Source organism: Actinomadura kijaniata, assembly GCF_014138665.1.
In the GTDB taxonomy this organism is placed as follows: domain Bacteria; phylum Actinomycetota; class Actinomycetes; order Streptosporangiales; family Streptosporangiaceae; genus Spirillospora; species Spirillospora kijaniata.
The window spans coordinates 754,902-780,530 of the sequence record NZ_JACJIA010000004.1 but is presented as its reverse complement, the minus strand read 5'-3'; the positions used below and the strand labels follow the sequence as shown (position 1 = coordinate 780,530).

At 74.0% G+C, this 25,629-nt stretch carries 22 protein-coding genes; 15 read left to right on the top strand and 7 right to left on the bottom strand.

Annotation, left to right across the window (positions count from 1 at the left end):
* The first annotated feature begins 109 nt into the window (after positions 1 to 109).
* The 6 genes from HNR61_RS19620 to HNR61_RS19595 all read left to right on the top strand — a co-directional run bounded on the left by HNR61_RS19620 (position 110) and on the right by HNR61_RS19595 (position 5,987).
* Positions 110 to 1,570 (top strand): flavin-containing monooxygenase, encoded by a 1,461-nt coding sequence (locus HNR61_RS19620; RefSeq protein WP_182844562.1) that lies wholly within the window; start codon positions 110 to 112, stop codon positions 1,568 to 1,570.
* A 9-nt stretch (positions 1,571 to 1,579) separates the two neighbouring features.
* Positions 1,580 to 2,341: an SDR family NAD(P)-dependent oxidoreductase gene (locus tag HNR61_RS19615; protein WP_182844561.1), complete on the top strand. Its 762-nt coding sequence runs from the start codon at positions 1,580 to 1,582 to the stop codon at positions 2,339 to 2,341.
* A gap of 111 nt (positions 2,342 to 2,452) precedes the next feature.
* On the top strand, positions 2,453 to 3,397 hold the full coding sequence (locus HNR61_RS19610; RefSeq protein WP_182844560.1) for a DMT family transporter: 945 nt from the start codon (positions 2,453 to 2,455) through the stop codon (positions 3,395 to 3,397).
* Between the two features lie 13 nt (positions 3,398 to 3,410).
* Positions 3,411 to 4,325, top strand: a complete 915-nt coding sequence (locus HNR61_RS19605; protein WP_182844559.1) for an NAD-dependent epimerase/dehydratase family protein — start codon at positions 3,411 to 3,413, stop codon at positions 4,323 to 4,325.
* 9 nt (positions 4,326 to 4,334) lie between these two features.
* Positions 4,335 to 4,655 carry a GroES family chaperonin gene (locus tag HNR61_RS19600; protein ID WP_182844558.1) on the top strand — a complete coding sequence of 107 codons (321 nt, stop codon included), beginning with the start codon at positions 4,335 to 4,337 and terminating at the stop codon, positions 4,653 to 4,655.
* A 132-nt stretch (positions 4,656 to 4,787) separates the two neighbouring features.
* The gene (locus tag HNR61_RS19595; protein WP_182844557.1) at positions 4,788 to 5,987 is read left to right on the top strand and encodes an MFS transporter; all 1,200 of its coding nucleotides are present in this window, start codon (positions 4,788 to 4,790) and stop codon (positions 5,985 to 5,987) included.
* Positions 5,988 to 6,096: 109 nt separating this feature from the next.
* Here the strand turns inward: HNR61_RS19595 and HNR61_RS19590 are convergent, their stop codons facing one another.
* From HNR61_RS19590 to HNR61_RS19580, 3 genes are read right to left on the bottom strand one after another with little or no spacing between them, the layout of a single operon-like run.
* Positions 6,097 to 6,819, bottom strand: coding sequence for an aminoglycoside 3'-phosphotransferase (locus HNR61_RS19590; protein WP_182844556.1), 723 nt, complete (start codon positions 6,817 to 6,819; stop codon positions 6,097 to 6,099).
* A 2-nt stretch (positions 6,820 to 6,821) separates the two neighbouring features.
* Positions 6,822 to 9,788: an AAA family ATPase gene (locus HNR61_RS19585; protein WP_182844555.1), complete on the bottom strand. Its 2,967-nt coding sequence runs from the start codon at positions 9,786 to 9,788 to the stop codon at positions 6,822 to 6,824.
* A 16-nt stretch (positions 9,789 to 9,804) separates the two neighbouring features.
* Positions 9,805 to 10,938 carry an exonuclease SbcCD subunit D gene (locus tag HNR61_RS19580; RefSeq protein ID WP_182844554.1) on the bottom strand — a complete coding sequence of 378 codons (1,134 nt, stop codon included), beginning with the start codon at positions 10,936 to 10,938 and terminating at the stop codon, positions 9,805 to 9,807.
* 160 nt (positions 10,939 to 11,098) lie between these two features.
* Between HNR61_RS19580 and HNR61_RS19575 the strand changes: the two genes are divergently transcribed.
* Together HNR61_RS19575 and HNR61_RS19570 are read left to right on the top strand one after the other, a co-directional pair.
* Positions 11,099 to 11,785, top strand: a complete 687-nt coding sequence (locus HNR61_RS19575; RefSeq protein ID WP_182844553.1) for a RibD family protein — start codon at positions 11,099 to 11,101, stop codon at positions 11,783 to 11,785.
* Complete coding sequence (locus HNR61_RS19570; protein WP_182844552.1) at positions 11,778 to 12,227, top strand: deaminase; 450 nt, start codon at positions 11,778 to 11,780, stop codon at positions 12,225 to 12,227. The genes HNR61_RS19575 and HNR61_RS19570 overlap by 8 nt, the downstream gene beginning before the upstream one ends.
* 193 nt (positions 12,228 to 12,420) lie before the next feature.
* Here the strand turns inward: HNR61_RS19570 and HNR61_RS19565 are convergent, their stop codons facing one another.
* Positions 12,421 to 13,089, bottom strand: a complete 669-nt coding sequence (locus HNR61_RS19565) for a TetR/AcrR family transcriptional regulator (RefSeq protein ID WP_312897979.1) — start codon at positions 13,087 to 13,089, stop codon at positions 12,421 to 12,423.
* A gap of 196 nt (positions 13,090 to 13,285) precedes the next feature.
* Here HNR61_RS19565 and HNR61_RS19560 point away from each other — a divergent pair, with 196 nt between their 5' ends.
* Entirely contained in the window at positions 13,286 to 14,254 is a 969-nt protein-coding gene (locus HNR61_RS19560) for an AurF N-oxygenase family protein (RefSeq protein ID WP_182844550.1), read from the top strand.
* Positions 14,255 to 14,279: 25 nt separating this feature from the next.
* Entirely contained in the window at positions 14,280 to 15,806 is a 1,527-nt protein-coding gene (locus HNR61_RS19555; protein WP_182844549.1) for an FAD-dependent oxidoreductase, read from the top strand.
* Positions 15,807 to 16,027: 221 nt separating this feature from the next.
* On the opposite strand, the gene HNR61_RS19550 is transcribed toward HNR61_RS19555, so the two are convergent.
* The gene (locus HNR61_RS19550; protein ID WP_182844548.1) at positions 16,028 to 16,642 is read right to left on the bottom strand and encodes a DsbA family protein; all 615 of its coding nucleotides are present in this window, start codon (positions 16,640 to 16,642) and stop codon (positions 16,028 to 16,030) included.
* Positions 16,643 to 16,770: 128 nt separating this feature from the next.
* Here HNR61_RS19550 and HNR61_RS19545 point away from each other — a divergent pair, with 128 nt between their 5' ends.
* From HNR61_RS19545 to HNR61_RS19525, 5 genes are all read left to right on the top strand, one after another.
* Positions 16,771 to 18,213 (top strand): aldehyde dehydrogenase, encoded by a 1,443-nt coding sequence (locus HNR61_RS19545; protein WP_182844547.1) that lies wholly within the window; start codon positions 16,771 to 16,773, stop codon positions 18,211 to 18,213.
* Between the two features lie 109 nt (positions 18,214 to 18,322).
* Complete coding sequence (locus HNR61_RS19540) at positions 18,323 to 19,237, top strand: ABC transporter ATP-binding protein (protein ID WP_182844546.1); 915 nt, start codon at positions 18,323 to 18,325, stop codon at positions 19,235 to 19,237.
* Positions 19,237 to 19,971 carry an ABC transporter permease gene (locus HNR61_RS19535; protein WP_182844545.1) on the top strand — a complete coding sequence of 245 codons (735 nt, stop codon included), beginning with the start codon at positions 19,237 to 19,239 and terminating at the stop codon, positions 19,969 to 19,971. Before HNR61_RS19540 ends, HNR61_RS19535 begins: the two co-directional genes overlap by 1 nt.
* A 5-nt stretch (positions 19,972 to 19,976) precedes the next feature.
* Positions 19,977 to 21,236, top strand: a complete 1,260-nt coding sequence (locus HNR61_RS19530) for an ATP-binding protein (RefSeq protein WP_182844544.1) — start codon at positions 19,977 to 19,979, stop codon at positions 21,234 to 21,236.
* Positions 21,233 to 21,937, top strand: coding sequence for a response regulator (locus HNR61_RS19525; protein ID WP_312897978.1), 705 nt, complete (start codon positions 21,233 to 21,235; stop codon positions 21,935 to 21,937). Before HNR61_RS19530 ends, HNR61_RS19525 begins: the two co-directional genes overlap by 4 nt.
* Here the strand turns inward: HNR61_RS19525 and HNR61_RS19520 are convergent.
* Together HNR61_RS19520 and HNR61_RS47930 are read right to left on the bottom strand one after the other, a co-directional pair.
* Complete coding sequence (locus HNR61_RS19520) at positions 21,917 to 22,564, bottom strand: response regulator (protein WP_182844543.1); 648 nt, start codon at positions 22,562 to 22,564, stop codon at positions 21,917 to 21,919. The two genes, HNR61_RS19525 and HNR61_RS19520, sit on opposite strands and share 21 nt — an antisense overlap.
* Positions 22,557 to 25,629: ATP-binding protein (locus HNR61_RS47930; protein ID WP_246443023.1), on the bottom strand; the 3,073-nt coding region annotated here is incomplete at its 5' end. The genes HNR61_RS47930 and HNR61_RS19520, both read right to left, overlap by 8 nt.

Below are 25,629 nucleotides of genomic sequence, written 5' to 3'. Positions count from 1 at the left end.
GGCGGGATCATGCCAGGGGCGGCCGACAGAAGCGTGTGAGGCTGTTCAGGTGACCCGTCGGTCACTACGCTCGGAGGTCGACAGCCAGAACGACATTCGGGACGCAGCGATGGCCTCTCCGCGCACGGTTGTGATCATTGGGAGCGGGTTCGGCGGGATCGGGATGGCGATCCGTCTCAAACAGGCGGGGATCCACGACCTGGTGGTGCTGGAGAAGGCCGGCGGGCTCGGCGGGACCTGGCGCGACAACACCTACCCCGGCGCGGCCTGCGACGTCCCCTCGCACCTGTACTCCTTCTCGTTCGAGCCCAGGACCGACTGGAGCCGCCGGTTCCCGCCGCAGCGGGAGATCCTGGAGTACCTGTGGCACTGCGCGCGCAAGTACGAGGTGCTGCCGCACGTGCGGTTCGGGTGCGAGGTGACCGGGGCTCGGTTCGACGAGGACGCGGCGCTGTGGCGGATCTCCACCAGCGACGGCGACCTGTCGGCGCGGGTGCTGGTCTCGGCGTGCGGGCAGCTCAACCGGCCCGCGCTGCCGCCGATCGAGGGGCGCGAGACGTTCGCGGGCGCCGGCTTCCACTCGGCGCGCTGGGACCACGGGGTGGACCTGGCCGGGAAGCGGGTCGCGGTCGTCGGGACCGGCGCCAGCGCCGTCCAGATCGTTCCGGAGATCGCCGGGGTCGCGGGGAGGCTGACGCTGTTCCAGCGGTCGGCCCCCTACGTCGTCGACAAGCCCGACCGGCCCTACCGGGACTGGGAGAGGACCGTCCTGGAACGCGTGCCCGGCGCCTACCACCTGAGCCGCGCGAGGACCTACGCGCTGTACGAGTCGCGGGCGCTGGCGTTCGTGAAGTACCCGAAGCTGATGGAGGGGATGAGGGCGCGGTTCCGGCGGAACCTGCACCGCCAGATCCCCGATCCCGGGCTGCGCGCGGCCCTGGAGCCGGACTACCCGATGGGATGCAAGCGCATCCTCATCTCCAACGACTACTATCCCGCGCTGACCAGGACGAACGTCGAACTGGTCACCGAGGCGATCGACCGGGTCGTCCCCGCGGGGATCGTCACCCGCGACGGCGCCACCCACGAGGCCGACGTGATCGTGTACGCGACCGGGTTCCGGTCCACCGGGTTCCTCGCGCCGATGCGGATCCACGGGCGGGGCGGGCGCGAGCTGGGCCGGGAGTGGCGCGACGGAGCGGAGGCCCACCTCGGCATCACCGTGCACGGCTTCCCCAACCTGTTCCTGCTGTACGGGCCGTACACGAACCTGGGGCACAACAGCATCATCTACATGCTCGAATCCCAGTTCCGGTACGTGCTGGGGTGCGTCGAGGCGCTCCGGCGGCACCGGCTCGACTGGATCGAGGTGCGCGCCGACGTGCAGGACGCGTTCGGGCGCCAGATGCAGGAACGGCTGCGCGCCACCGTCTGGGAGGCGGGCTGCGAAAGCTGGTACATGACCGCCGACGGCAAGGTCGTCAACAACTGGCCCGGCTTCACCTTCGCCTACCGCCGGGCGACCCGCCGCCCCGACCCCCGCGACTTCACCGCCCGCCGCGCGTCCTAGGCTCGGTGCATGCCGACTGCCTTCATCACCGGAGCCACCGCGGGGATCGGTGCCGCGTTCGCCCGCCGACTGGCCGCCGACGGATTCGACCTGGTGCTGCTCGCGCGCGACGGCGAGCGGCTGGACAGGAGCGCCCGCGACCTCGCCGAACGCTACGGCGTGCGCGCCGGGACGCTGGTCGCGGACCTGGCGACCGACGACGGGATCGCCGCCGCCGAGGCGCGGCTGCGCGAGGGCGTGGACCTGCTGGTCAACAACGCCGGGTTCGGCCACAAGGGCACCTTCCTCGACGTCCCGGTCTCCGACGAGCTCGCGATGCTGAAGGTGCACTGCGAGGCGGTGCTGCGCCTCACCTCCGCCGCGCTCCCCCGCATGCTGGAACGCGGCCGGGGCGGCGTCGTCAACGTGTCGTCGGTCGCGGCGTTCGCCTCGCGCGGCACCTACGGCGCGTCCAAGGCATGGGTCGTGGGGTTCAGCCAGGGCGTCGCGCAGGACATCGCCGGGCGCGGGAACGTGCGCGTCATGGCGCTGTGCCCGGGGTTCGTGCGCACCGAGTTCCACCAGCGGGCGGGGATGGACACCTCGAACGTGCCGTCGTTCCTGTGGCTGGAGCAGGACGCCGTCGTGGACACCGCGCTGCGGGACCTGCGGCGGGGCGTCCAGGTCAGCGTCCCCGGCGCCCAGTACAAGGCGATCGTGGCGGCGACGCGGATGATGCCGCGCGACCTCGTCGGGCGGCTGTCGGCCCGGACGGGCCGCAGGTACGACTGACCGGCCCGGTCTTGATCTACCGGCGGGGACACGGCAGGGTGTCCTGACACCGCCGGAGCGGGGGGACCTCCGGCGCACCCGCCCGCCGTCCGCTGAGAGGTCCCTCCGCGCATGGGCCACGACCTGGGGCACGCCGCCCTCGCGCTGTTCGCCACCGTCACCTACTACACCGCGTTCCTGGTGTTCCGTGCCGCGGCCGGGCGGATGCCGCCGCTGCGCGGCAGCCGCCCCTTCCACGTGGCCTGGCACATGCTGACCGACCCGGTGTGGCTGGCGGGCGGGCTGCTGCTGTTCGTGGGGCTGGCGGCGGAGGTGGTGGCGTTCGCGGAACTGCCGCTGGCGGTGGCGCAGCCGGTGTTCGCGGTCAGCCTGGTGCTGCTGGTGGTCTACGCGGTGGCGCGGCTGGGCGAGCGCCTCGTCGTCCGCGAGTGGGCGAGCGTGGCGCTGTTCGTGCTGGCCACCATGCTGATCGGGCTGTCGGCGGAGCCGGCGGGGCCGCTGCGGGCCGAGCCGTCGCTGACCGCCGCATTGCGCGAACCGTGGGCGATGCTGGCGGTGGTGGCCCCGGCGGTGCTGGTGGCGGGGCTGGTGTGGCTGGTCGGCGACCGGCGCGGCGCCGGGCGGCACGCGCGGCGGCTGGCGGGGGTCGCCTACGGGATCGGCGCCGGGGTGTGCGCGGGGCTCGCCGAGGCGGGCATCCGCGGGATGTCCCTCGTGTACGAGGACACCGGCGACGCGGTCGCGGTGCTGGGGTCGCCCTACCCGTACCTGACGCTGGGGATGGCGGCGATCGCGCTGGGGCAGTTGCAGGTGGCGTTGCAGCGGTGCCGGGTCGCGGTCGTCGCGACGGTGCTGACGGTGATCGGGCGGATGTACCTGGTGCTCAGCAGCGCCGTGCTGTTCGGGGAGGCGTGGCCGCGGGAGGGCGGGCCGTCGGCGTTGCGGACCGCCGGGTTCGCGCTGGCGCTGGCGGCGCTGCTGCTGTTCCCCCGGTACGAGGAGGAGTCGGCGCGCGGGGTGCGGGGGGCGGGTTCGCGCGCGGTCGCGCCCCGGTGAGAGGCTGGCGGCCATGCGGGTGCTGGTCACGGGGGCGGCGGGGTACGTCGGGTACGCGGTGGGGCGGCGGCTGGTCGCCGCCGGGCACGAGGTGGCGGGCCTGGTCCGCGACGCCGCGCGGGACCTGCCGCCGGGCGTGCGGCCGGTCGTCGGGGACCTGCTCGACGCCGGGAGCCTGACGTTCGACGGGCCGTTCGACGCGGTGGTGCACCTGGCGGCGCTGACGCGGGTCCGCGAGTCGTTCACCGACCCGTTGCGGTACTTCGAGGTGAACGTGCAGGGCACCGTCAACCTGCTGCGCGCGGTGCCCGCGCCGCGCGTGGTGTACGGATCGACGGCCGCGGTGTACGGCGCGCCGCCGGTCCAGCCGGTGCCCGAGACGCAGCCGCCCGCCCCGGCCAGCCCGTACGGGGCGTCCAAGCTCGCGGCCGAGGAGGCCGTGCGGTACCACGCGCGGACCGGGGCGGCCGGGGCGGTGGTGCTGCGGACGTTCAACGCCGCCGGGTCCGTGGCGGGCCGCCCCGACCCCGACCCGACCCGGCTGATCCCGCGCGCCCTGGCCGTCGCCGCCGGGCACGCCCCGCACCTGGAGGTCAACGGCGACGGTTCGGCCGTCCGCGAGTACCTGCACGTGGACGATCTCGCGGCGGCGCACGTCGCGGCCCTGGACGCGGCCCGGCCGGGCGCCGAGGCAGTCTACAACGTCGGCGGCGGCTCCGGGGCCTCGGTCGCCGAGGTGGTCGCGACCGTGGAGGAGGTCACCGGACGGCCCGTCCCGGTGCTGCGGCGGCCCCCGCGCCCCGAGCCCCCGCTGCTGGTCGGGGACTCCGCGGCGATCCGCCGCGACCTGGGCTGGCGGCCCGAGCGGTCGGCGCTGCCGGAGATCATCGAGGGCGCGTGGCGCGCCCTGCCCCGATCGGGCGGATAAACTCCCAGCGTGTCCGAGGCCAAGTTCGAAGTCCAGATGCTCCACGACCGTGTCATGATCAAGGTCGAGAAGGACAGCGGGGAACGCCGCAGCAGCGGCGGCATCGTCATCCCCGCCACCGTCGAGCAGTCCAACCGCCTGCAATGGGGCGAGGTCTGCGGGGTCGGGCACCACGCGCGGACCGTGAAGGTCGGCGACCGCGTCCTGTTCCACCCCGACGACCAGTTCGTGGTGGAGATCCAGGGCGAGGACTACCTGGTGATGCGGGAACGCGACCTGCACGCCATCGCCTCCGAGCGTCCCGAGCACGGCACCGGCCTCTACCTCTGACCCCCGGGGCGCCCCGCGCCCCCGGCGACCGGCGCGGACAACCGCCGGTTGTCCCCCCACGCCCGGCGGCTGTTTGTCTCCGGACGCCGGATCCGGTCTGCTTGCGCTGGTCGTCGAGGTGGAGGGACCGGCGTGGGAACGGACTTCTCGCGGTTGTGGACCGCGTACGCGGTCAGCGCGGTCGGCAGCGCGGTGGCGACCGACGTGTTCGCGTGGCTCGCGGTCACGGTGCTGGCGGTCGGCGCGTTCCAGGTGTCGCTGCTGATGGCGGTGGGCGGGGCGTTCGGGGCGCTGCTGGCGCTGCCGCTCGGCCCGTGGGTGGAGTTCCGGCGCAAGCGGCCGCTGCTGGTCGGCGCGGACCTGGCCCGCTGCGCGGTGCTGCTGACCGTTCCGGTGGCGCTGGCGCTGGACGCGCTGACCTACGTCCACCTGCTGCTGGCGGCGGTGCTCATGGCGGTCGGGCAGATCGTCTTCGTGGCCGCCTCCGGCCCCCACCTGCGGGCGCTGGTCCCGGCCGAGGCGCTGACGGCGGCCAACGCCCGGTTCGAGAGCGTGCAGTGGACGTCCTCGGCGGTGGGGCCGCCGGTCGGCGGGCTGCTGGTGTCGGCGCTCGGGCCCGCCGCGTCGATGCTGGTGGACGCCGCGAGCTACCTGCTGTCGGCGGTGGGCGTGCGGTCCCTGCGCGCCGCCGAGCCCGCCCCGCCGCGCCGCGCCGGGGACGCCCGCCGGAGCCGCGAGATCGCCGAGGGGTGGCGGATCATCCGCCGCGACCGGGTGCTGTGGCCGCTGTTCCTCAACACCGTGGCGGTGAGCGCGCTGATCATGGCGGTCGCGCCGGTGCTGGCGGTGCTGATGCTGCGCGAGCTGCGGTTCACGCCGTTCCAGTACGGGCTGTCGGTCGGCGTGCCCTGCGTCGCCGGGGTCGTCGGGGCGCGGGTCGGCCGCCGGCTGGCCCGGCGGAACCGGCGGGCCGTGCTGCTCGGCGCGGGCGTCGCGCGGGTGCTGTGGATGCCGCTGCTGCCGCTGGCGGGGCCGGGCTGGGGCGGGCTCGCCCTCATCATCGCCGTCCACACCGGCACGGTCCTCGCCATGGGCATGTTCAACCCGATCATGGCGACGTACCGGCTGGAACGCGCCGCCCGCGACGGCCTCGCCCGCGTCCTGACGGCCTGGTCGGTGACCTCCCAGCTCGCCCGCGCCGGATGCGTCCTGTCCTGGGGGCTGCTGGCGACGCTGACCGCGCCGCGCGTGGCGATGGCGGCCGGCGCGCTGCTGTTGCTGGCGACGGCCCTGACCCTCCCGTGGCGCGGGGCGCCTCCAGGCCCGGAATGAACCTTTCGCCGTGATCGCCCGTAACACGGGCAGGTCCCCCTGGACCGAAGGCCCCGCGTCGCCCCCCGGCCGTCATCGGCGCGGGGCCTTCGCCCGCCCGGCCGGGGGATCAGAACAGCTCGTCCAGCAGGCGGTAGTAGTCCAGGCGGTCCGCGTCGGGCTCGGGGACCAGTCCGTAGGACTCCCAGAACGCCTCCCACGCCGCCTCGCCGTGGTCCTCGACCAGGTCGCGCCGGGCGATCGCCAGGTCCCGGTAGCGGTCCGCGACGCCGAGGGCCGAAACGTCGATGAGCACCGGGTCGCCCGACGCGGGCAGCAGGACGTTGGACGGCGTGTAGTCGCCGTGCGCCACCACCAGGTCCTCGGTCGGCGGGCGGGTGGTGAACAGGCGGTCCAGGACCTGCCCGGGGGTCAGGTCCCGATGGTCGTCGTCGAAGTCGTCCGGGTCCACCGCGCCGTCGCGGACGTTGGCGGCGGCGCGCTCCAGGACCGTGGCCAGGCGGCCGTCGAACGGGCAGTCGGGGACCGGCAGCGTGTGCAGGGCCCGCAGGGCGCGGCCCATGACGGCGCCGATGTCGGCCGGGGCGGCGCCCTCCAGGGACGGCGCGCCCACGTCGGCCAGGACCAGCGCGCCGCCGGTGAACGCCACCACCTCGGGCACCGGCAGGTACTTGCCCAGCCAGCGCAGGCGCGGATGCTCGGCGGCGGCCGGGGGGCCCTGCTTGACGTAGAACGTCCCGCCGCCCGCCGTCACCCGCCGGACCGTGCCGCTGGCCCCCTCGTGGTCGGACGACCAGACCGCGCCGGGGCCGAGGAGTTCCGAGAGGTCCATGGTCACACCATCACCGTCGTCGTGGAGCCGGTACGGCCCTTGCGGATGCGGAGCTGGGCGGGGATGCGGGCGCGCAGCTCGGCCACGTGGCTGACGATGCCCACGGCGCGGCCGCCGTCGCGCAGGCCGTCCAGGACGTCCATCACCTCGTCGAGCGTCTGCTCGTCCAGGGTGCCGAAGCCCTCGTCCACGAACAGCGTGTTGATCTCGGTGCCGCCGGCCTCGGCCGTCACCACGTCGGCCAGGCCCAGCGCCAGCGCCAGCGAGGTGATGAACGACTCGCCGCCCGACAGCGTCGCCGGGTCGCGGTCCTGGCCGGTCCAGGCGTCGGTGACGCGCAGCCCCAGGCCGCCCGCGCCCTTCTTGCGGTCGCCCGCCGCCTTGTCGATGGTGTGGAGCAGGGCGTAGCGGCCCGCCGACATGCGGGCCAGGCGCTCGTTGGCGGCGTTCACGACCTGCTCCAGGCGGGCCGCCAGGACGTACGCCGACAGCGACATGCCCAGGCGGTTGGCGCCCGACTTGCCGGAGGCCACCCCTGCCAGGTGCTCGGCGACGCGGTGCTCCTCGGCGGCCGGGAGCCAGGCGTCGACGGCGGCGTCGAGGTCGGCGCGCAGCTCGGCCAGGCGGGCGCGGCGGCGGGCGGCGCGTTCGGCGGACGACGCGACGGTGGTGTGGACCGCCTCGGCGGTCTCCAGGGTGGCCCGCAGCGCGTCCAGGTCGGGCGCGGGCTCGGCCGCGGCGGCGATCAGTTCGGGGTCGGCGAGCCGGTCGCGGAAGGCGGCCTCCTCCCGGCTGAACCAGTCGATCCGGCCGCGCAGCTCGCCCTGCTCCTCGTCCTCCAGCCAGGCGGTCAGGGCCTCCTCGGCGGTGCGGAACGCCTGGTCGGCCAGGGCGGTGGCCGCCACCTCGCGGGACTCGGCGTGGGCGCGCTCGGCGTGGGCGGCCTGCCGCTCCGCCTCGACGGCCTCCTTCAGGGCGTCGGCCTCGCGGGTGAGGCGGGCGACGCGGGCGTCCAGGGACGGGTCCTCGCCGCGCGCCTCGTCGAGCGCGGCGGCCAGCCGGTCCCGCTCGGCGGCCAGCTCCTCGTCGCGGGCGCGGTTGCGGGTGAGGCGCTCGGTGAGCTGGTCGTGCTCGGCGCGGGCCTTGTCCTGCCGCTCCTCGGCCCGGCTCAGCTCGAACGCCAGCCGGTCGGCCTCCGCCGCCCGCGCGGCGGCGGACTCCAGCGCGGCGCGGGCGTCCTCCAGGTCCTCGGCGAGCGCCTCGGCGGTCGTGTCGCCGACGTCCTCGGCCAGGTGGGCGTGCTCGGCGCGGAGCCGGGCGACCTCGGCGGCGGCCTCCTCGCGCCGGGACTGCGCCCGGTCGGCCTCGGCCTGGGCGCGGTCCACCTCGTCCTGGCCCGGGATGTCGGTGGAGGAGGCCAGCGGGCGCGGGTGGTCGGGCGAGCCGCAGACCAGGCACGGCTCGCCGGGGACCAGCTCCCGCGCCAGCACGGCCGCCATGCCGTCCAGCCGGGCCTGGCGCAGCGCCTGGACGCGGTCGCGGGCCTCCTGCGCGACGTCGGTGGCGGCGCGGTGGGCGTCCTCGGCCTGCACGACCAGGTCGTCCAGGCGGTCGCGGCGGTGGGCGGCGGCCAAGCGGCGTTCGGCGGTCTCCACGGCGTGCTGCGCGCCGGGGCGTTCGGCGGCGGCGACGTTGGCCGCCTCCAGCGCCCTCGCGCGCGCCCGCACCTGGTCGGGGAGTTCGGTGAGCAGGCGGGCCAGGTCGGCGGCGGCGGGTTCGAGGCGGGCGCGTTCCCCGGCCAGCTGGGCGCGTTCGGCGTCGTAGCGGCGCAGGCGCTCGGCGTCGGCGCGGCGGCCGTCCAGGGTGGCGATCTCGTCGCGGCGGTCGCGTTCGGCCTTGCCCAGCACGTCCTCGGCGACGTCCGCGCCGACCAGCGGCTCCACCCGCTCGCGCAGGTGCGCGGCGTACCGGCGGGACCGGTCGGCCTGCTCGGCGTGGCGGCGGGCCTGCCGGACCAGGCCGACGACGCGGCCCGCGCGCTCGGCCTCGTCGAGGCGGGAGGTGAGGCGGCGGCGCTCCTCGGCGCGTTCGGTGAACGCCTCGCGGCGGCGCAGCGCCTGGGCGTGGCGGGCCTGCCGCTCGGCGAGCGCGTGCGCGGCCTCCCCCTCGGCCCGCGCGGCGGCCAGGCCGGCGGTGGCCTCGGCGCGCAGGGTCTCGGCGCAGGCCAGGATGTCGGCGTGGTGGGCGGCGACCTCGGCCGCCCACGCGGGCAGCGCCTCCGGCGGCAGGTCGGCGGGGAGCTCGGCGGCGGCGACCTCGGCGATCCGGCCCGCGACGTCGGCGACCCGCGCGCGCAGCGCCTCGGCCTGCCGGTGGGTGGCGGCGCGGCGGTCGGCCAGCCAGGTCTCCACGCGGGTGAACACCTCGGCGGCGAACAGGCGCTCCAGCACCTTGCGGCGCTCGGCGGCGTCGGCGCGCAGGAAGCTCGCGAACGCCCCCTGCGGCAACATCGCCACCTGGCAGAACTGGTCGCGGTTCATCCCGAGCAACTGCCCGACCAGGTCGCTCGCCTCGTCGATGCGGGTGGTCAGGCCGGTCCAGTCGCCGTCGTGCTCCTCCAGCACGATCTTCGCGTTCTCGGTGGTGGTGCCGGTGCCGCGCAGCTTGGGCCGCTCCCACGCCGGGGACCGGGTGATCCGGAACCGGCGGCCCCGGATGGTGGCCTCCAGCACCACCCGCGGCGCGGCGCCCGGAGCGGCGTGGTCGCTGCGCAGGCCCTTGACGTCGTTGCGGACGCCGGGCACCGCCCCGTACAGGGCGAAGCAGACCGCGTCCAGCACGCTGGTCTTGCCCGCGCCGGTCTGCCCCTGGATCAGGAACAGCCCCGCGTCCGACAGCGCCTCGAAATCGATCACCTCGGTGCCGGAGAACGGCCCGAACGCGGTGACCTCCAGCCGGTGCAGCCTCACGCCCCGCCCCCCGTCCTCACGCTCTGGCCTCCTTCAGCCGGCACGCCTCGAACGCCTCGTGCAGCAGGGCGCGTTCGGCCTCGCCCGCCGGGCCGTCGGTGACCTCGGCGACGAAGTCGCCCGCCACGTCCAGCTCGGAGCGCCCCCTCACCCGCTCGGTCCAGGTCCGCGCGTCCTCGCCCGGCCCCTCCCGCGGTTCGAAGCCCAGCACCAGGGCGTGCGGGAAGCGGCGGCGCAGGCGTTCCATCGCCGAGGGCGGGCGGCGCGCGTCGGTCAGCGTCGCCTGGATCCAGCGGTCCTCGTACGCGTCGAGGGCGGGGTCGTGGAGCAGGTCCTCCAGGGTGCCGCGCAGGCGCTTGAGGCGGCGGGGCACCGGGGCCTCGACGAACGCCGCCTCCATCCCGTCGTCGCGCAGGTCCACCAGCCAGGAGCCCTTGAGGTGGCGTTCCTCGGAGAAGGAGTACGCCAGCGGCGACCCCGAGTAGCGGACGCGGTCGGTCATCGCCTGCCGCCCGTGCAGGTGGCCGAGCGCCACGTAGTCGATGCCCTCGAACACCCCGACCGGGACGTGGGAGGTGCCGCCGACGGAGATGTCGCGCTCGCTGTCGGACGCCTCGCCGCCGGTGACGAACGCGTGCGCCAGCACGACCGTCCGGGTGCCGGGGCGGGTGGCGGCGTCGGCGCGGACGCGGCGCATCGCCTCGGTCAGCGCGGCGGCGTGGCTGCGCTCGTCCAGCTCCCAGTCGTGGCGCAGCAGCTCCGGCTCCAGGTAGGGGACGCCGTAGACCGCGGCGCCGTCGAGCAGGACCGGCTCCCCCACCCGCGCGAAGTCGGTGCGCAGGTGGACCCCCGCGGCGTCCATGAGCGCCGAGCCGAAGCCGAGGCGGTGCGCCGAGTCGTGGTTGCCCGCGATCAGCACGACGCGGACGCCGAGCGCGACCAGGCGTTCCAGGGCCTCGTTGCACAGCCTCACCGCGTCCACGCCGGGCAGCGCCCGGTCGTACACGTCCCCGGAGATCAGCACGCAGTCGACCCGTTCGGCGCGCACCGTCTCGACCAGGTGGTCGACGAACGTCCCCTGCGCGGTCAGCAGGTCCTCGCGGTGGAAGGACCTGCCGAGGTGCCAGTCGGAGGTGTGGAGGATTCGCATCGCGCACTCACCTTAGGCACCACGGGGGCACATCCGGCACAGAAACGCCGGTCCGCACCAAAGGATCACACTTCCGGGCCGACACGATCCTTTTCGGTCACAAGGAGTGATGTTTTCATCACCGCACGCGCCGGCGGGTCTCCTGCCCTATGCTCACGGCGTGAGCGAGCGTCCCTATGTGCTGCTGAGCTGCGCGATGTCGGTGGACGGCTACATCGACGACGCCTCCCCCGAGCGGCTGCGGCTGTCCAGCCCCGCCGACTTCGACCGGGTGGACGACGTGCGCGCGACCTGCGACGCGATCCTGGTCGGGGCCGGAACCGTCCGCCGCGACGATCCCAAACTGCTGGTCAAGTCGGAGGCGCGGCGGGCCAGGCGGAAGGCGCGCGGCCGCAGCCCCGACCTCGTCAAGGTGACGGTGACCTGGAGCGGCGACCTGGACCCGGAGTCGCGGTTCTTCACCACCGGGGAGGCGCCCAAGCTCGTCTACTCCCACTCCCAGACCGCGCACGAGGTGGCGGTCCGGCTCGGCGACCGCGCCGAGGTGGTCGACGCCGGGGACCCGGTGAGCTTCCCGGCGATGCTGAACGACCTGGGCGCGCGCGGCGTGCGGCGGCTCATGGTGGAGGGCGGCGGCGGCATCCACACGCACTTCCTGACGTCGGGGCTGGTGGACGAGCTGCAACTGGTGGTCGCGCCGTTCTTCATCGGCGACCCGTCGGCGCCCCGGTTCGCCAAGTCGGGGGTCTTCCCGCAGTCGCCCGACCGGCCGATGCGGCTGGAGGAGGTCACCCGCATCGGGAACCTGGCGCTGCTGCGCTACCTGGTCGGGGGCGCGCGTGGCTGAGCGCCCCGGCGACCGGGCCTGGCTGGGGCTCGCCTGCGACCTGGCCGAGCGGTGCCCGCCGTCGCCGACCGCGTTCTCGGTGGGCGCGGTGGTCGTGGACGGCGACGGCCGCGAGCTGGCGCGCGGATTCTCCCGGCAGCACGACCCGCACGACCACGCCGAGGAGGCCGCGCTCGCCCGGCTCGGCGCGGCCGACCTGAGCGGCGCCACCGTCTACTCCTCGCTGGAGCCGTGCGGGCGGCGCGGGTCGCGGCCCCGGCCCTGCGCGGAACTGATCGTCGCGGCGGGGGTGCGGCGGGTGGTGTTCGCCTGGTCCGAGCCGTCGCTGTTCGTGGAGGGGACGGGCGCGGAGCTGCTGCGCGCGCACGGCGTGGAGGTCGTGGTGATCCCCGAACTGGCCGACCGCGCCCGGCGGCCCAACGCCCACCTGCCCGGCGCCTAGGGGCCTGTTTCAAAGTGGGCCTCAGCCGCGCACGCGAGCGCGTTACCTGACCTGCGGGCCCGACGCCGGAGGCGAGGGCCCGCAGGTCAGATCGCGAAGCGATGTCGCGCTCGCCGAGCCCTGGTGAGGTGCGAGCCGCCAGGCGAGCGCCGTGGGCCAGGGCTTTGAAACACGGCCTAGTCCCGGTGCCGGGTCAGCTCGGCACCGGCTGGGCGCGCAGGTCGGCGACCGCGCCCAGCGCGACGTCGAGGTAGCCGCGCAGCGTCTCGGGGTCGTCCAGGTCGAGCGGCCCGCGCACCAGGATCAGCGACACCGCCACCCGGAACAGCGCGTCCACCAGCAGCGACACGTCCACCGGCGGGACGCGTCCGGCGTCGATGTGCTCCTGCATGAGCGGCTGGAGCAGCTTGGAGATGCGGCGGATGGTGGACTCGGCGTTCACCGTGAACACCGGCAGGATGATCTCGGGGACGTCGCGCAGCGCGGCCTGGAGCAGCGGGTGGCGGCGGCCGTAGCCGACCACGAACACCAGCAGGTCCACCAGGTCGTCGCCGGTCCAGGCGGCGGTGCGCAGCCGGGGGATCAGGTCCTCGGCGAAGACCGCGATCTCGCGGCGGACCAGCGCCTCGCGGATGTCCTCGACGGTGCCGCCGTACTTGTAGAGCGTGGGGCGGGAGATCCCGGCGCGGCGGGCGATCGCCGACAGCAGCCGCCCGTTGGCGAAGCCGCCCTCCACCAGGCACTCGGCGGCCGCGTCCAGGATCAGGGCGCGGATCTCGTCGGGCGTCCGGCCCGCCGCCCCCCGGCGGGTCCGGCCGGGCGCCGGGGCGTCGTCCGGCGCGCCGTCAGCCGGTTCGGTCACGGGTCGTCTCGCAGTCATGTCGCGGTGTCAGCCGGTCGTCGCCGACGGGGCGGCGGGATGAGGGTGATGTTGCCCACCCCAACTATAGGACCCTTCTCCCTTGACCAAGGGATCACTTACTATTTACAGTCCAGGGCGCAATCGTAAATCTGGCCCGCGCGGCGGCGACGCGGGACACCCCCGGAGGTGGCTGCGGATGATGATCGACCAGGAGTACCGGGACGTGCTGGCGACCCTGTCGGAGGGCTCGGTCGCGCGGCGCTTCGACCCCTACCTCGACATCGACTGGGACTCCCCCGAATACCGGATCGACCCGGACGACCCGCGCTGGATCCTGCCCGACGACTGCGACCCGCTCGGCGCGCACCCCTGGTACCGGGCGCTGCCGGAGGAGCGGAAGATCGAGATCGGGATGTGGCGGATCGCCAACATCCAGAAGGTCGGCCTCCAGTTCGAGAGCGTGCTGATCCGCGGCATGATGCAGTACGCGATGCGGCTGCCGAACCAGACCCCGGAGTTCCGGTACTGCCTCCACGAGATGACCGAGGAGTGCAACCACATCCAGATGTTCCAGGAGCTGGTCAACCGCATCGGCGTCGACGTGCCGGGCATGCGCGCCGACTACCGCGCGACCTCCCACTTCTGGCACCTGGGCGCCTACCTGCCCATCGTCTTCTTCATCGGCATCCTGGCCGGCGAGGAGCCGATCGACCACTTCCAGAAGGACGCCATCCGGCGCGGCGAGGAGCTGCCGCCCGCGCTGCTGCGCACCATGCAGATCCACATCGCCGAGGAGGCGCGGCACATCTCGTTCGCGCACCGCTTCCTCACCGAGCGGGTCCGGCGGCAGACCAGGACGGGCCGCGCGGCCACCTCGCTGGCCTTCCCGATCATCATGCGCTGGCTCGCCGGGGCGATCATGACGCCGCCGCGTGACATGGCCAGGAGGTTCGACATCCCGCGCCAGGTGATGCGCGAGGCGTTCTGGGACAGCCCCAGGTCCCAGGAGATCCTGCGCGCCTACTTCGGCGACGTGCGCACCCTCGCCGAGGAGCTGGGCCTGATGAACGCCGCGTCCCGGCGGCTGTGGAAGAGGCTCGGCATCGACGGCGACCCGTCGCGCTTCCGCAGCGAGCCCCACCGCACCGCCCAGCCCGCCGCCTGAACCCCGGCACGGAGAGGGAGCATCCATGACCCACGTGGTCACGCAGTCCTGCTGCAACGACGCCTCCTGCGTCCAGGCCTGCCCGGTGAACTGCATCCACCCCACCCCGGACGAGCCGGACTTCCACACCGCGGAGATGCTGTACGTCGACCCGCGGGCGTGCGTCGACTGCGGGGCCTGCGTGACCGCGTGCCCGGTCGGGGCGATCGTCCCGCACCGGAGGCTGGAGGGGGCGCAGCTTCCGTTCCTGGAGATCAACGCCGACTTCTACCGCGACCGGTCCCGCGACGGCCTGCCGGTCCTGGCCCCCGTCCCGCCGCGGCTGAAGGTGAGGGCGCGGCCGACGCCGCCGCGCGTGGCGATCGTCGGGTCCGGGCCCGCCGCGATGTACGCCGCCGACGAGGTGCTGACCGTTCCCGGCGCGCGCGTCGACGTGTACGAGAAGCTGCCCGCCCCCTACGGCCTGGCCCGCGCCGGCGTCGCGCCCGACCACCAGGGCACCCGCCGCGTCACCCGGCAGTTCGACACGATCGCCGCGCAGCCCGGCTTCCACCTGCACACCGGCGTCGAGGTCGGCCGCGACGTCACGCACGGGGAGCTGCTGCGCCACCACCACGCCGTCGTCTACGCGGTCGGCGCGTCCGCCGACCGCCGCCTGACGGTCCCGGGCGCGGAGGCGGCGGTGCCGGCCACCGAGTTCACGGCCTGGTACAACGGCCACCCCGACCACGCGCACCGCGCGTTCGACCTGTCGCACCGGCGCGCCGTGGTGATCGGGAACGGCAACGTCGCCCTCGACGTCGCCCGCGTCCTGACCGCCGACCCCGACCGGCTGGCCGCCACCGACATCTCCCCCGCCGCGCTGGCGGCGCTGCGCGGCAGCCGGATCGAGGAGGTCTGGGTGGTCGGGCGGCGCGGCCCGGCGCACTCGGCGTTCACCCTGCCCGAGCTGGTCGGCCTGGCGAACGCGCCGGACGTCGCGGTGTCGGTCCCGGCCGCCGACCTCGACCTCACCGGCGCCGACGAGACCTCCCACTCCCTCCGGCACAAGCTGCGGCTGCTGCGCGAGCTCGCCGGACGCGACGCGGCCGGGGCCCGGCGGCGCGTCGTCCTGCGGTACCTGCTGGCCCCCCAGCGCCTCACCGGCGACGGCGTGGACTTCGCCCGCACCGCCCTGGAGGCGCGCGACGGCGCCGTCCACGCCGTTCCGACCGGCGAGGTCGAGCACGTCGAGGCCGGGCTGGTGCTGGCCTCGATCGGCTACCGGGCGCTGCCGGTGCCGGGGCTGCCGTTCGACGAGGCGTCGGGCACCGTCCCGCACACCGCCGGGCGCGTCACCGATGCCGACGCCGCCTACGTCACCGGCTGGATCAAACGCGGCCCGACCGGGTTCATCGGCACCAACAAGTCGTGCGCGCGCGAGACCGTCGCCACGCTCGTGCGGGACTACAACGAGGGCCTCCTCACCGAGCCCGCCGCCGACGTGGCCGAGCTGGAGGCGCTGCTGCGGTCCCGGCGCCCCGACGCGGTCCTCGGCGCGGCCTACGCCTAGGGCCTGTTTCAAAGTGGGCCTCAGCCGCGCACGCGAGCGCGTTACCTGACCTGCGGGCCCGACGCCGGAGGCGAGGGCCCGCAGGTCAGATCGCGAAGCGATGTCGCGCTCGCCGAGCCCTGGTGAGGTGCGAGCCGCCAGGCGAGCGCCGTGGGCCAGGGCTTTGAAACACGGCCTAGCCCCCGGGGCGAGCGCCGTGGGCCAGGGCCTTGAAACACCGTCTAGTCGAAGTCGGGCGCGGCGTGCGGGGCGCCCTTCAGCTCGTGGAAGCCCGGGACGCCCGCGACCAGCAGCGTGCCGTCCCACAGCCGCCCGGCCTCCTCGCCGCGCGGGATGCGGGACAGGACCGGGCCGAAGAACGCGGCGCGCCCGCCGTCCGGCCGCGTCGCCGCGATGATCGGGCTGCCGACGTGCTCCCCGACCAGCCCGACGCCCTCCCGCGTGGAGGCGCGCACGGCGTCGTCGAGGCCGGTGTCCATCGCGGCCCCGGCCAGCTCGGGCGGCAGGCCCGCCTCGGTGAGCGCGTCGGGCACGGTCTCGGTCGTCCACTCGCCGCCGTGGACGCGTTCGCCGAGCGCGGTGTAGAAGCGGCCGAGGGCCGCCTGGCCGTGGCGCTCGGTGACCGCGGCGCAGATCCGGGCGGGCAGCCACAGGTAGCCCTCGGTGTCGCCCTCGGGGTCCTCCTCCTTGTCCTCGTTGAGCGCGGCCAGGCTGAGCAGGTGCCAGTGGACCTCCACCGGGCGGACCTCGGTGACCTCCAGCAGCCAGCGGGAGGCGATCCAGGTGTAGGGGCAGGCCGGGTCGAACCACAGGTCGGCGATCGTCGTGTCCGTCATGCCCCCAGCCTTCCCCGTTTTGGGTGAGACTGGCGTCTCATCGCCTCTTGCCAATCCCCGGGGGAGCCGTGCGATGCTGTTCACCAAGCAAGCATTCGGTCAAACCCCGGGATGGAAGGCGTACCGGCATGCGCGAGCACGATCGGCTGTTCATCGGCGGGAACTGGGCCGCCCCCGCCGGAACCGGCGTCATCGAGGTGGTCTCCCCGCACACCGAGGAGGTCATCGGCCGCGTCCCCGAGGGCACCGAGGCCGACGTCGACGCCGCCGTGGCCGCCGCGCGCCGGGCGTTCGACCACGGGCCCTGGCCCCGGATGACGCCCGCCGAACGCGCCGCGGTCCTCGGCCGCCTGTCGGCGATCTACGCCGAACGGCAGCAGGAGATGGCCGACCTGGTCACCGCCGAGATGGGCTCGCCGATCCTGTTCTCGATCTTCGGGCAGGCGGCGCTGCCGCAGATGGTGCTCCAGTACTACGCGGACCTCGCCGCCTCCTACCCCTGGGAGGAGGAGCGGCCCGGCATGCTCGGCCCGGTCACCGTGACCCGCGAGCCCGTCGGCGTCGTCGCGGCGGTCTACCCCTGGAACGTCCCGCAGTTCACCCTGATGCTCAAGCTGGCCCCCGCCCTGCTCGCCGGATGCACGGTCGTCGCCAAGCCCTCCCCCGAGACCCCGCTGGACGCCTACCTGCTGGCCGAGTGGGTCCGCGAGGCGGGCGTCCCCGACGGCGTGATCAACTTCGTTCCGGCGGGCCGCGAGGTCGGCGCGTACCTGGTGGCGCACCGCGACGTCGACAAGGTCGCCTTCACCGGCTCCACCGCCGCCGGACGCCAGATCGGCGAGGTCTGCGGCCGCCAGCTCAAGCCCGTCACCCTGGAGCTCGGCGGCAAGTCCGCGGCGATCATCCTGGAGGACGCCGACCTGGCGACCACCATCGAGGGCTTCAAGATGGCGTCGCTGATGAACAACGGCGAGGCGTGCGCCGCGCAGACCCGCATCCTGGCCCCGCGCAGCCGCTACGACGAGGTCGCCGACGCCCTCACCGCGATGGTCGCGGGCCTGAACGTCGGCGACCCCGCCGACTACGGCACCGAGATCGGCCCGCTGGTGGCCCGCCGCCAGCAGGAGCGCGTCGAGAACTACATCCGCGTCGGCCAGGACGAGGGCGCCAAGCTGCTCACCGGCGGCCTCACCCGCCCGCACGACCGCGGCTGGTACGTCGCCCCGACCGTGTTCGGCGACGTGTCCAACGACATGCGCATCGCCCGCGAGGAGATCTTCGGCCCGGTGCTGGCGCTGATCCCCTACGACGGCGAGGACGACGCGGTCCGCATCGCCAACGACAGCGACTACGGCCTCGGCGGCTCGGTCTGGACCGCCGACGTGGACCACGGCGTCGAGGTCGCCCGCCGCATCCGCACCGGAAGCTGCGGCGTCAACCTCTACGTGCTGGACCCCAACACCCCGTTCGGCGGCTACAAGGACAGCGGCCTGGGCCGCGAGCTGGGCCCCGAGGGCCTGACCGCCTACCTGGAGCACAAGGCCATCCCCCGGCCCCACCCGGCTTCCTGACCCGCCCCCCTGATCCCCCGTGTCCCCCGTTCGGTGGATACGGGGGATCAGCCTTTCCGGAACCGATCGGAGGATGTGGGGGCGCCCCCGCGGCCGCGACGCTGGAGGCATGAGTCATGCGGTCATCGAGGTCGAGGACCTCGGCAAGCGGTACGGGGGACGGCCCGTGCTGGACGGCGTCTCCTTCACCGTCGCGGAGGGCGAGATCTTCGGGATCCTCGGGCCGAACGGGGCCGGGAAGACCACCGCCGTCGAGTGCGTGGAGGGGCTGCGCGTCCCCGACACCGGGACCGTCCGGGTGCTCGGGATGGACCCGCACGCCCAGGGCGACCGCCTGCGCGAGCGCATCGGCGTCCAGCTCCAGGAGACCGGGCTGCCCGGGTCCATCAGGGTCGGGGAGGCCCTGGAGCTGTACTCCTCGTTCTACCGCGAGCCCCGCGACCTTCCGGGACTGCTCGCCGACTGGGGGCTGGAGGACAAGCGGAACGTCCGCTACTCCAAGCTGTCGGGCGGCTGGCGGCAGCGCGTTCATATCGCGCTCGCCCTGGTGGGGCGCCCGCGCGTCGCGTTCCTGGACGAGCTGACCACCGGACTGGACCCGCAGGCCCGCCGCGACACCTGGCGGCTGATCCGCCGGGTGCGGGAGTCCGGCGTCACCGTCGTGCTGGTCAGCCACTTCATGGACGAGGTCGAGGAGCTGTGCGACCGGGTCACCGTGCTGGACGGCGGCCGGGTCCGCGCCACCGGCACCCCCGCCGAGCTGATCGCGCGGGTGGGCGGCGAGCACCGGATGAGCTTCCGACCCGTCGACGACCTCGACCCGTCGCTGCTGACGTCCCTGCCCGGCGTGACCGGCGTGGAACGCGACGGCCGCCGCGTCGTCGTCACCGGCGCGGGCGACTTCGCCACCGCCGTCACCGCCGCGCTGGCCCGCGACCACGTCCTGGTCGCCGAGCTGCGCATCGACCGGCGCACCCTCGACGACGCCTACCCTGCCCTCACCGGCCGCCCCCTGGAGGTCTGATGCTCGGCAGGATCATCGCCGTCGAGTTCCGGCTGCGGATGCGCGAGCTGCTCACCCCGCTGTTCGCGCTGGCGCTGCCGCTGGCCCTGCTGTTCGGGTTCGGGCTGGTCCCCGACGCCGACCGGCCCGCCGAGGACCTGGGCGGGCAGGCCCTCACCGAGTACATGGCCGCGCTCGGCATCGCCGTCGCGTTCGCGATCCTGGCGCTGATGATGATGCCGGGCGTGCTGTCGGACTACCGGGAGAAGGGCGTGCTGCGGCGGATGCGCGCCACCCCCGTGAAACCGTCGGCCCTGCTGGTCGCCCAGCTCGTCGTCAACGCGGGCGCGGCGCTGGTGTCGGTCGCGACGCTGCTCGCCGTCGGGACGGCGGTGTTCGGCACCGCCCTGCCGCGCGACCCGGCCGCGTTCGCCGCCGCCGCGCTGCTGTGCCTGGGGGCGCTGCTGGCGATCGGCGCGCTGGTCACCGCCGTGGCCCCGTCGGCGCGGGCCGGGAACGCCCTCGGCTCGCTGCTGTTCTTCCCCAGCCTGTTCCTCGCCGGGGTGTACCTGCCCTACGACAGGATGCCGGGCCTCCTCCAGCGCGTCTGCGACCTCACCCCGCTCGGCGCGGGCCTGCGGGCGATGCGGGACGCCTGGATGGGGCACGACGTCCGGATCTCCCAGCTGGCGATAATGGCCCTCTACGGACTGGTCGCCACCGTGGCCGCCGCCAGACTCTTCCGGTGGGAGTAGACGGGATGGACGGGCCGACGACCGGGCTGGAGGCATGGCAGCGCCGCGAACGCTTCGGCCTGTCGGCCGTGCCGCACGTGTCACTGACGGTGGCGACCGTCCTCGCGCTGCTGGTCGACCACTCCTCGCCCGGACGCGTCCTGGCCGTGCTGGCGCTGGCCGGGGCCACCGCGCTGTGGGTCACCTGGATGGCGTTCCGGTACACCCGCTGGCGGAACCGGCCCCTGCCCGGCACCCTCTCCTACGTCGGGCTGCTCGGCCTGCTCACCGCGCTGGTCCTCGTCAACCCGATGTTCGGGTTCGCGATCATCTCCGGCTACCTGTACGCGTTCCTGCTGCCCGCCGCCTGGCGCGTCCCCGGCGTGGTCGCCACCGCGTCGCTGGCGGCGGTGTCCCAGATCGGCGGCATCGGCAACATCACCGCCGAGAGCTGGCCGGTCTGGGTGGGGATGCTCACGGTGAACGCGCTGATGGCCGGGGCGTTCGCCTTCTTCGCCTGGCGCGGCGACCAGGAGTCCCTGCGCCGCAAGGCGATGATCGAGCAGCTCGCCGAGGCCAACATCCAACTGGAACGGGCCATGGCCGAGAACGCCGGGCTCCAGGCCCAGCTGCTCGCCCAGGCCCGCGAGGCGGGCGTCCACGACGAGCGCCAGCGGATGGCCGGGGAGATCCACGACACCATCGCCCAGGGCCTGGCCGGGGTCGTCACCCAGCTCCAGGCCGCCAAGCAGGCGCGCGACGACGAGACGCGGCGGCTGCGGCACATCGACCTGGCGCAGCGGATGGCGCGCGAGAGCCTGACGGAGGCGCGGCGTTCGGTGCGCGCGCTGCGGCCCCAGGCCCTGGAGGACGCGGCGCTGCCCGACGCGCTCGCCGCGACCGCGCGGCGCTGGAGCGACGACCACGGCGTTCCCGCCGAGGTCACCACGACCGGTACCGTGCGGCCCATGCATCCGGAGGTGGAGGGAACGCTGCTGCGCACCGCGCAGGAGGCCCTCGCGAACGTCGCCAAGCACGCGGCCGCGACCCGCGTCGCGGTCACCCTGTCCTACATGGGCGACGTGGTGACCCTCGACGTCCGCGACGACGGGACCGGATTCGCACCCGAGCTGGTCCGGCCGCGCGCGGACGGCGGCTACGGGCTGACCGCGATGCGCCGCCGGGTGAGCCGCGTCGCCGGAACCCTGGAAATCGAGTCCGAGCCGGGCATGGGCACCGCCGTCTACGCGAGCGTCCCAGCCGTCCCCGCCGGGAGCCCGGCGTGAGCCCCGACCCGAACGACGGCACGGCCGACGGCGCGAACGGCGGCACGGGTGGTGCTTCGGTCGGGTTGCTGATCGTTGATGACCATCCGGTGGTGCGGGACGGGCTGCGCGGCATGTTCACCGGCGTGCCCGGCGTCACCGTGCTCGGCGAGGCCGCCGACGGCGCGGAGGCGGTCCGGCTGGCCGAGGGGCTGCGGCCCGACGTGGTGCTGATGGACCTGCGGATGCCCGGCACCGACGGCGTCACCGCGATCAGGCGGATGGCCGAACGGGGCCTGCCCGCGCGGGTGCTGGTGCTGACCACGTTCGACACCGACCGCGACGTGCTGCCCGCCGTCGAGGCGGGCGCGACCGGCTACCTGCTGAAGGACGCGCCGCAGGAGGAACTGCTGCGCGGGGTGCGGGCGGCGGCGCGCGGCGAGTCGGTGCTGTCGCCGTCGGTGGCGGCGCTGCTGCTCCAGCGCCTGCGCGCCCCCGTCCAGGCGCCTCCCGCCGAGCCCCTCAGCCCCCGCGAGCGGGAGGTGCTGGGCCTGGTCGCGCGCGGCGCGACCAACCGGGAGGCCGCCGCGAAGCTGTTCGTCAGCGAGGCGACCGTCAAGACCCACCTGCTGCACCTCTACGCCAAGCTCGGCGTCAACGACCGCGCCGCCGCCGTCGCCGCCGCGTTCGACCGCGGACTGCTACGCCCCGGCGACCGGTGACCCGAGCACCGCGGCGTGGGCGGCGTCCAGGCGGGCGAGCTCGCTCTTGAGACGGTCGCACACCTCCTTGAGGTGGACCGCGGACGCGTCCTCGTCGACCGCGTCGCCCAGCGCGACCGCCGCCTCCCGCACCGACGCCATGCGTTCGTGCAGTTCGCCGACCAGCGTCACGCCCCGCACCAGGTCCGTCAGGCCGGGGACCAGCCCACTCATGATCGCCGCCTGCTCACGGGCGCGGCGGCGGGCCCGGTGCAGCTCGATGAAGATCTCCACCTTGGAGCGCAGCACCCACGGGTCGAACGGCTTGACCAGGTAGTCCACCGCCCCGGCGGCGTACCCGCGGAACGCCAGGTCCGGTTCGCTGCGCGCCGCCGTCAGGAAGATGATCGGAACGTCGCGGGTCCGGTCCTTGCGCTTGATGTGATAGGCCGTCTCGAAGCCGTCCATCTCCGGCATCACGACGTCCAGCAGGATCACCGCGAAGTCGTCGGTCATCAACGCCCGCAGCGCGTCCTCCCCCGACCGCGCCGACACGACCCGGGCGTCCACGTTCTTGAGGATCGCCGCCAGGGCGATCAGATTCTCCTCCTGGTCATCGACCAGCAGCACACGAGTCGCGTCATCCATGAACGGTTCCGTTCCGCCGGTCAATGCACTCCCCCTGATCGCCCGACGTCCCCTGGCCGGAGGACATCCCCTCTTCGCCGGCCTTCCGCTGCTCGGCGGGTCCCTCCCGGCCGATGGGCTTCTGCTTGTCGGCGGGCTTCTCCCTGCTGGAGGGCGTGCCTTCGCCGGAGGTCTTTTCCTCTCGGGCGGGCTTCCCTCGGCCGATGGGCTCCACCGGGTCGGCGAGCCCCTTGTTGAGAGGTCTTCCCTGGTCGGCGGGTTTTTCTTCCCCGGTGGGATGCTGTTCGTCGGCGGGTTTCGGGGTGTCGAGCCAGTGGCGCAGGACCGCGAACAGCCGTTCGATCTCCACCGGCTTGGTGACGTGGTCCGACATCCCGGCGGCCAGGCACTTGTCCTGGTCGCCCTTCATCGCCTTGGCGGTCAGCGCGACGATCGGCAGCCCGGCGAACCTCGGCATCGCGCGGATCTCCCGGGTGGTGGCGTAGCCGTCCAGCTCCGGCATCATCACGTCCATGAACACCAGCGCGATGCCGTCCTCGCGTTCCAGGGTCTCGATGCCCTTGCGCCCGTCACCGGCGTAGAGCACCCGCATCCCCGACCGCTCCAGCACGGTCGACAGCGCGAACACGTTGCGGATGTCATCGTCGATGATCAGCACCGTGCGGCCCTCGAACAGCGGGTCGCGGGCCACGACCGGGCCCGGGTCGGCCAGCCGCGCGGCCGTCTCGATCCGCGCGTCCGGGCCGGGCGGCGGCGTCACCGCCAGGCCCGCCGGGACCTCCACGCCGTCACCGGACGGCTCCGCCGTGCCGGGGCCGTGCGGGCTGCGTTCGGGCAGGTACAGCACGAACGTGCTGCCGTGCCCCGGGACGCTGCGCGCCCTGATCTCCCCGCCCAGCAGCTCGGCGATCTCCCGGCAGATCGACAGGCCCAGCCCCGTGCCGCCGTACTTGCGGCTGGTGGTGCCGTCGGCCTGCTGGAACGCGTCGAAGATGACCTCCAGCTTGCCCGGCGCGATGCCGACGCCGGTGTCGATGACGCTGAACGCGATCACCCGTTCGGAGGCGTGCAGCGCCGGTGACCCGAACACCACCCCGCCGGCGACCGAGACCTCCAGCCGGACCGCGCCCTCGCTGGTGAACTTGATGGCGTTGGACAGCAGGTTCCGGACGATCTGCTGGAGCCGCTGCTCGTCGGTGCGCAGCGTGCGCGGCAGGTCGTCGGCCAGCGCCACCTCGAAGTCCAGGCCCTGTTCGACGGCCACGTGCCGGAACGTCACCTCGACGTAGTCCACCAGCTTGGTCAGCGGGATGTCCTCGGGGTGGATCTCCATCTTGCCCGCCTCGATCTTGGACAGGTCGAGGATGTCGTCGATCAGCTGGAGCAGGTCGCGGCCCGCGCCGTAGATCGTGCGGGCGAACTGCACCTGCTCGTCGGTGAGGTTGCCGTCGGGGTTGGCCCACATCAGCTTGGCCAGCAGCAGCAGGCTGTTCAGCGGGGTGCGCAGCTCGTGCGACATGTTGGCCAGGAAGTTGGACTTGTAGCGCGAGGACAGCGCGAGCTGCTCGGCGCGTTCCTCCAGGGCGCGGCGGGCCTGCTCGATCTCGGTGTTCTGCACCTCGATCTCGCGGTTCTGCTGGGCCAGCAGCGCCGCCTTCTCCTCCAGCTCGGCGTTGGAGCGGCGCAGCTCGCCCTGCTGGCGTTGCAGCTCGGCCGAGCGTTCCTGGAGCTCGTGGGTGAGGCGCTGCGACTCGGCCAGCAGCGACTCGGTGCGCGCGTTCGCGATGATCGTGTTGATCGCCACGCCGATGGTGTGCACGAACTGGTCGAAGAACGCCAGGTGCACGTCCGAGAACCGGCTGAACGCCGCCAGCTCGATCACGCCGAGCACCTCGTCCTCGAACACGATCGGCAGCACCACCACGCACGCCGGGGCGGCCTCGCCCAGCCCGGAGGAGATCTTGATGTAGTCGGGCGGGGCGTCGACGATGATGAGGCGCTTGCGCTCCACCGCGGCCTGGCCGACCAGCCCCACCCCGAACTCGATCTCCTCCTTGCGGCGGTGGTGGCCGCGGTACCCGTAGCCCGCGATCAGCCGCAGGACCGGTTCGCGGCCCTTCTCGCGCTGCGCCAGGAAGAACGCGCCGTAGTGCGCGGCGACCAGCGGCGTCAGCTCCGACAGGATCAGCCCGGCGACCTCGACCAGGTCGCGGTGGCCCTGCATGAGCCCGGCGATGCGGGCCAGGTTGCTCTCCAGCCAGTCCTTGGCGCGGGTGGTCTCGCGGAGGTTGGCCACCATCAGGTTGACGTTGTCCTTGAGCTCGGCGACCTCGCCCTGCGCCACGACGGTGATGGAGCGGGTCATGTCGCCGCGCGCGACGGCGCTGGCGACCTCGGCGATGGCGCGGACCTGGGTGGTGAGGTTGGAGGCGAGCAGGTTCACGTTGTCGGTCAGGTCCTTCCACACCCCGGACGCGCCGGGGACCTGCGCCTGGCCGCCGAGCTCGCCGCGGCTGCCGACCTCGCGGGCGACGCGGGTCACCTCGGAGGAGAACGCCGACAGCGTGTCCACCATCGTGTTGATGGTGGTCTTGAGCTCCAGGATCTCGCCCTGGGCGTCCACGTCGATCTTCTTGGTGAGGTCGCCGTTGGCGACGGCGGTGGTGACCTGCGCGATGTTGCGGACCTGGTAGGTGAGGTTGTTGGCCATCGCGTTGACGTTGTCGGTGAGGTCCTTCCACACCCCGGACGCGCCGCGCACGCGGGCCTGGCCGCCGAGCTCGCCCTCGGTGCCGACCTCGCGGGCGACGCGCGTCACCTCGTCGGCGAACGCCGACAGCGTGTCCACCATCGTGTTGATGGTGGTCTTGAGCTGGAAGATCTCGCCGCGCGCGTCCACGGTGATCTTCTTGGTGAGGTCGCCGCCCGCGACGGAGGTGGCGACCTGGGCGATGTTGCGGACCTGGTTGGTCAGGTTGTTGGCCATCGAGTTCACGTTGTCGGTCAGGTCCTTCCACACCCCCGACACACCCCGCACCTGCGCCTGACCGCCGAGCCGCCCCTCG

What these genes read in the sequence shown, in the direction of transcription:
- HNR61_RS19620 (WP_182844562.1), top strand. Translation starts at nt 110, where the DNA reads ATGGCCTCTCCGCGCACGGTTGTGATCATTGGGAGCGGGTTCGGCGGG.
- HNR61_RS19615 (WP_182844561.1), top strand. Translation starts at nt 1,580, where the DNA reads ATGCCGACTGCCTTCATCACCGGAGCCACCGCGGGGATCGGTGCCGCG.
- HNR61_RS19610 (WP_182844560.1), top strand. Translation starts at nt 2,453, where the DNA reads ATGGGCCACGACCTGGGGCACGCCGCCCTCGCGCTGTTCGCCACCGTC.
- HNR61_RS19605 (WP_182844559.1), top strand. Translation starts at nt 3,411, where the DNA reads ATGCGGGTGCTGGTCACGGGGGCGGCGGGGTACGTCGGGTACGCGGTG.
- HNR61_RS19590 (WP_182844556.1), bottom strand. Translation starts at nt 6,819, where the DNA reads ATGGACCTCTCGGAACTCCTCGGCCCCGGCGCGGTCTGGTCGTCCGAC.
- HNR61_RS19580 (WP_182844554.1), bottom strand. Translation starts at nt 10,938, where the DNA reads ATGCGAATCCTCCACACCTCCGACTGGCACCTCGGCAGGTCCTTCCAC.
- HNR61_RS19560 (WP_182844550.1), top strand. Translation starts at nt 13,286, where the DNA reads ATGATGATCGACCAGGAGTACCGGGACGTGCTGGCGACCCTGTCGGAG.
- HNR61_RS19555 (WP_182844549.1), top strand. Translation starts at nt 14,280, where the DNA reads ATGACCCACGTGGTCACGCAGTCCTGCTGCAACGACGCCTCCTGCGTC.
- HNR61_RS19550 (WP_182844548.1), bottom strand. Translation starts at nt 16,642, where the DNA reads ATGACGGACACGACGATCGCCGACCTGTGGTTCGACCCGGCCTGCCCC.
- HNR61_RS19545 (WP_182844547.1), top strand. Translation starts at nt 16,771, where the DNA reads ATGCGCGAGCACGATCGGCTGTTCATCGGCGGGAACTGGGCCGCCCCC.
- HNR61_RS19540 (WP_182844546.1), top strand. Translation starts at nt 18,323, where the DNA reads ATGAGTCATGCGGTCATCGAGGTCGAGGACCTCGGCAAGCGGTACGGG.
- HNR61_RS19535 (WP_182844545.1), top strand. Translation starts at nt 19,237, where the DNA reads ATGCTCGGCAGGATCATCGCCGTCGAGTTCCGGCTGCGGATGCGCGAG.
- HNR61_RS19530 (WP_182844544.1), top strand. Translation starts at nt 19,977, where the DNA reads ATGGACGGGCCGACGACCGGGCTGGAGGCATGGCAGCGCCGCGAACGC.
- HNR61_RS19520 (WP_182844543.1), bottom strand. Translation starts at nt 22,564, where the DNA reads ATGGATGACGCGACTCGTGTGCTGCTGGTCGATGACCAGGAGGAGAAT.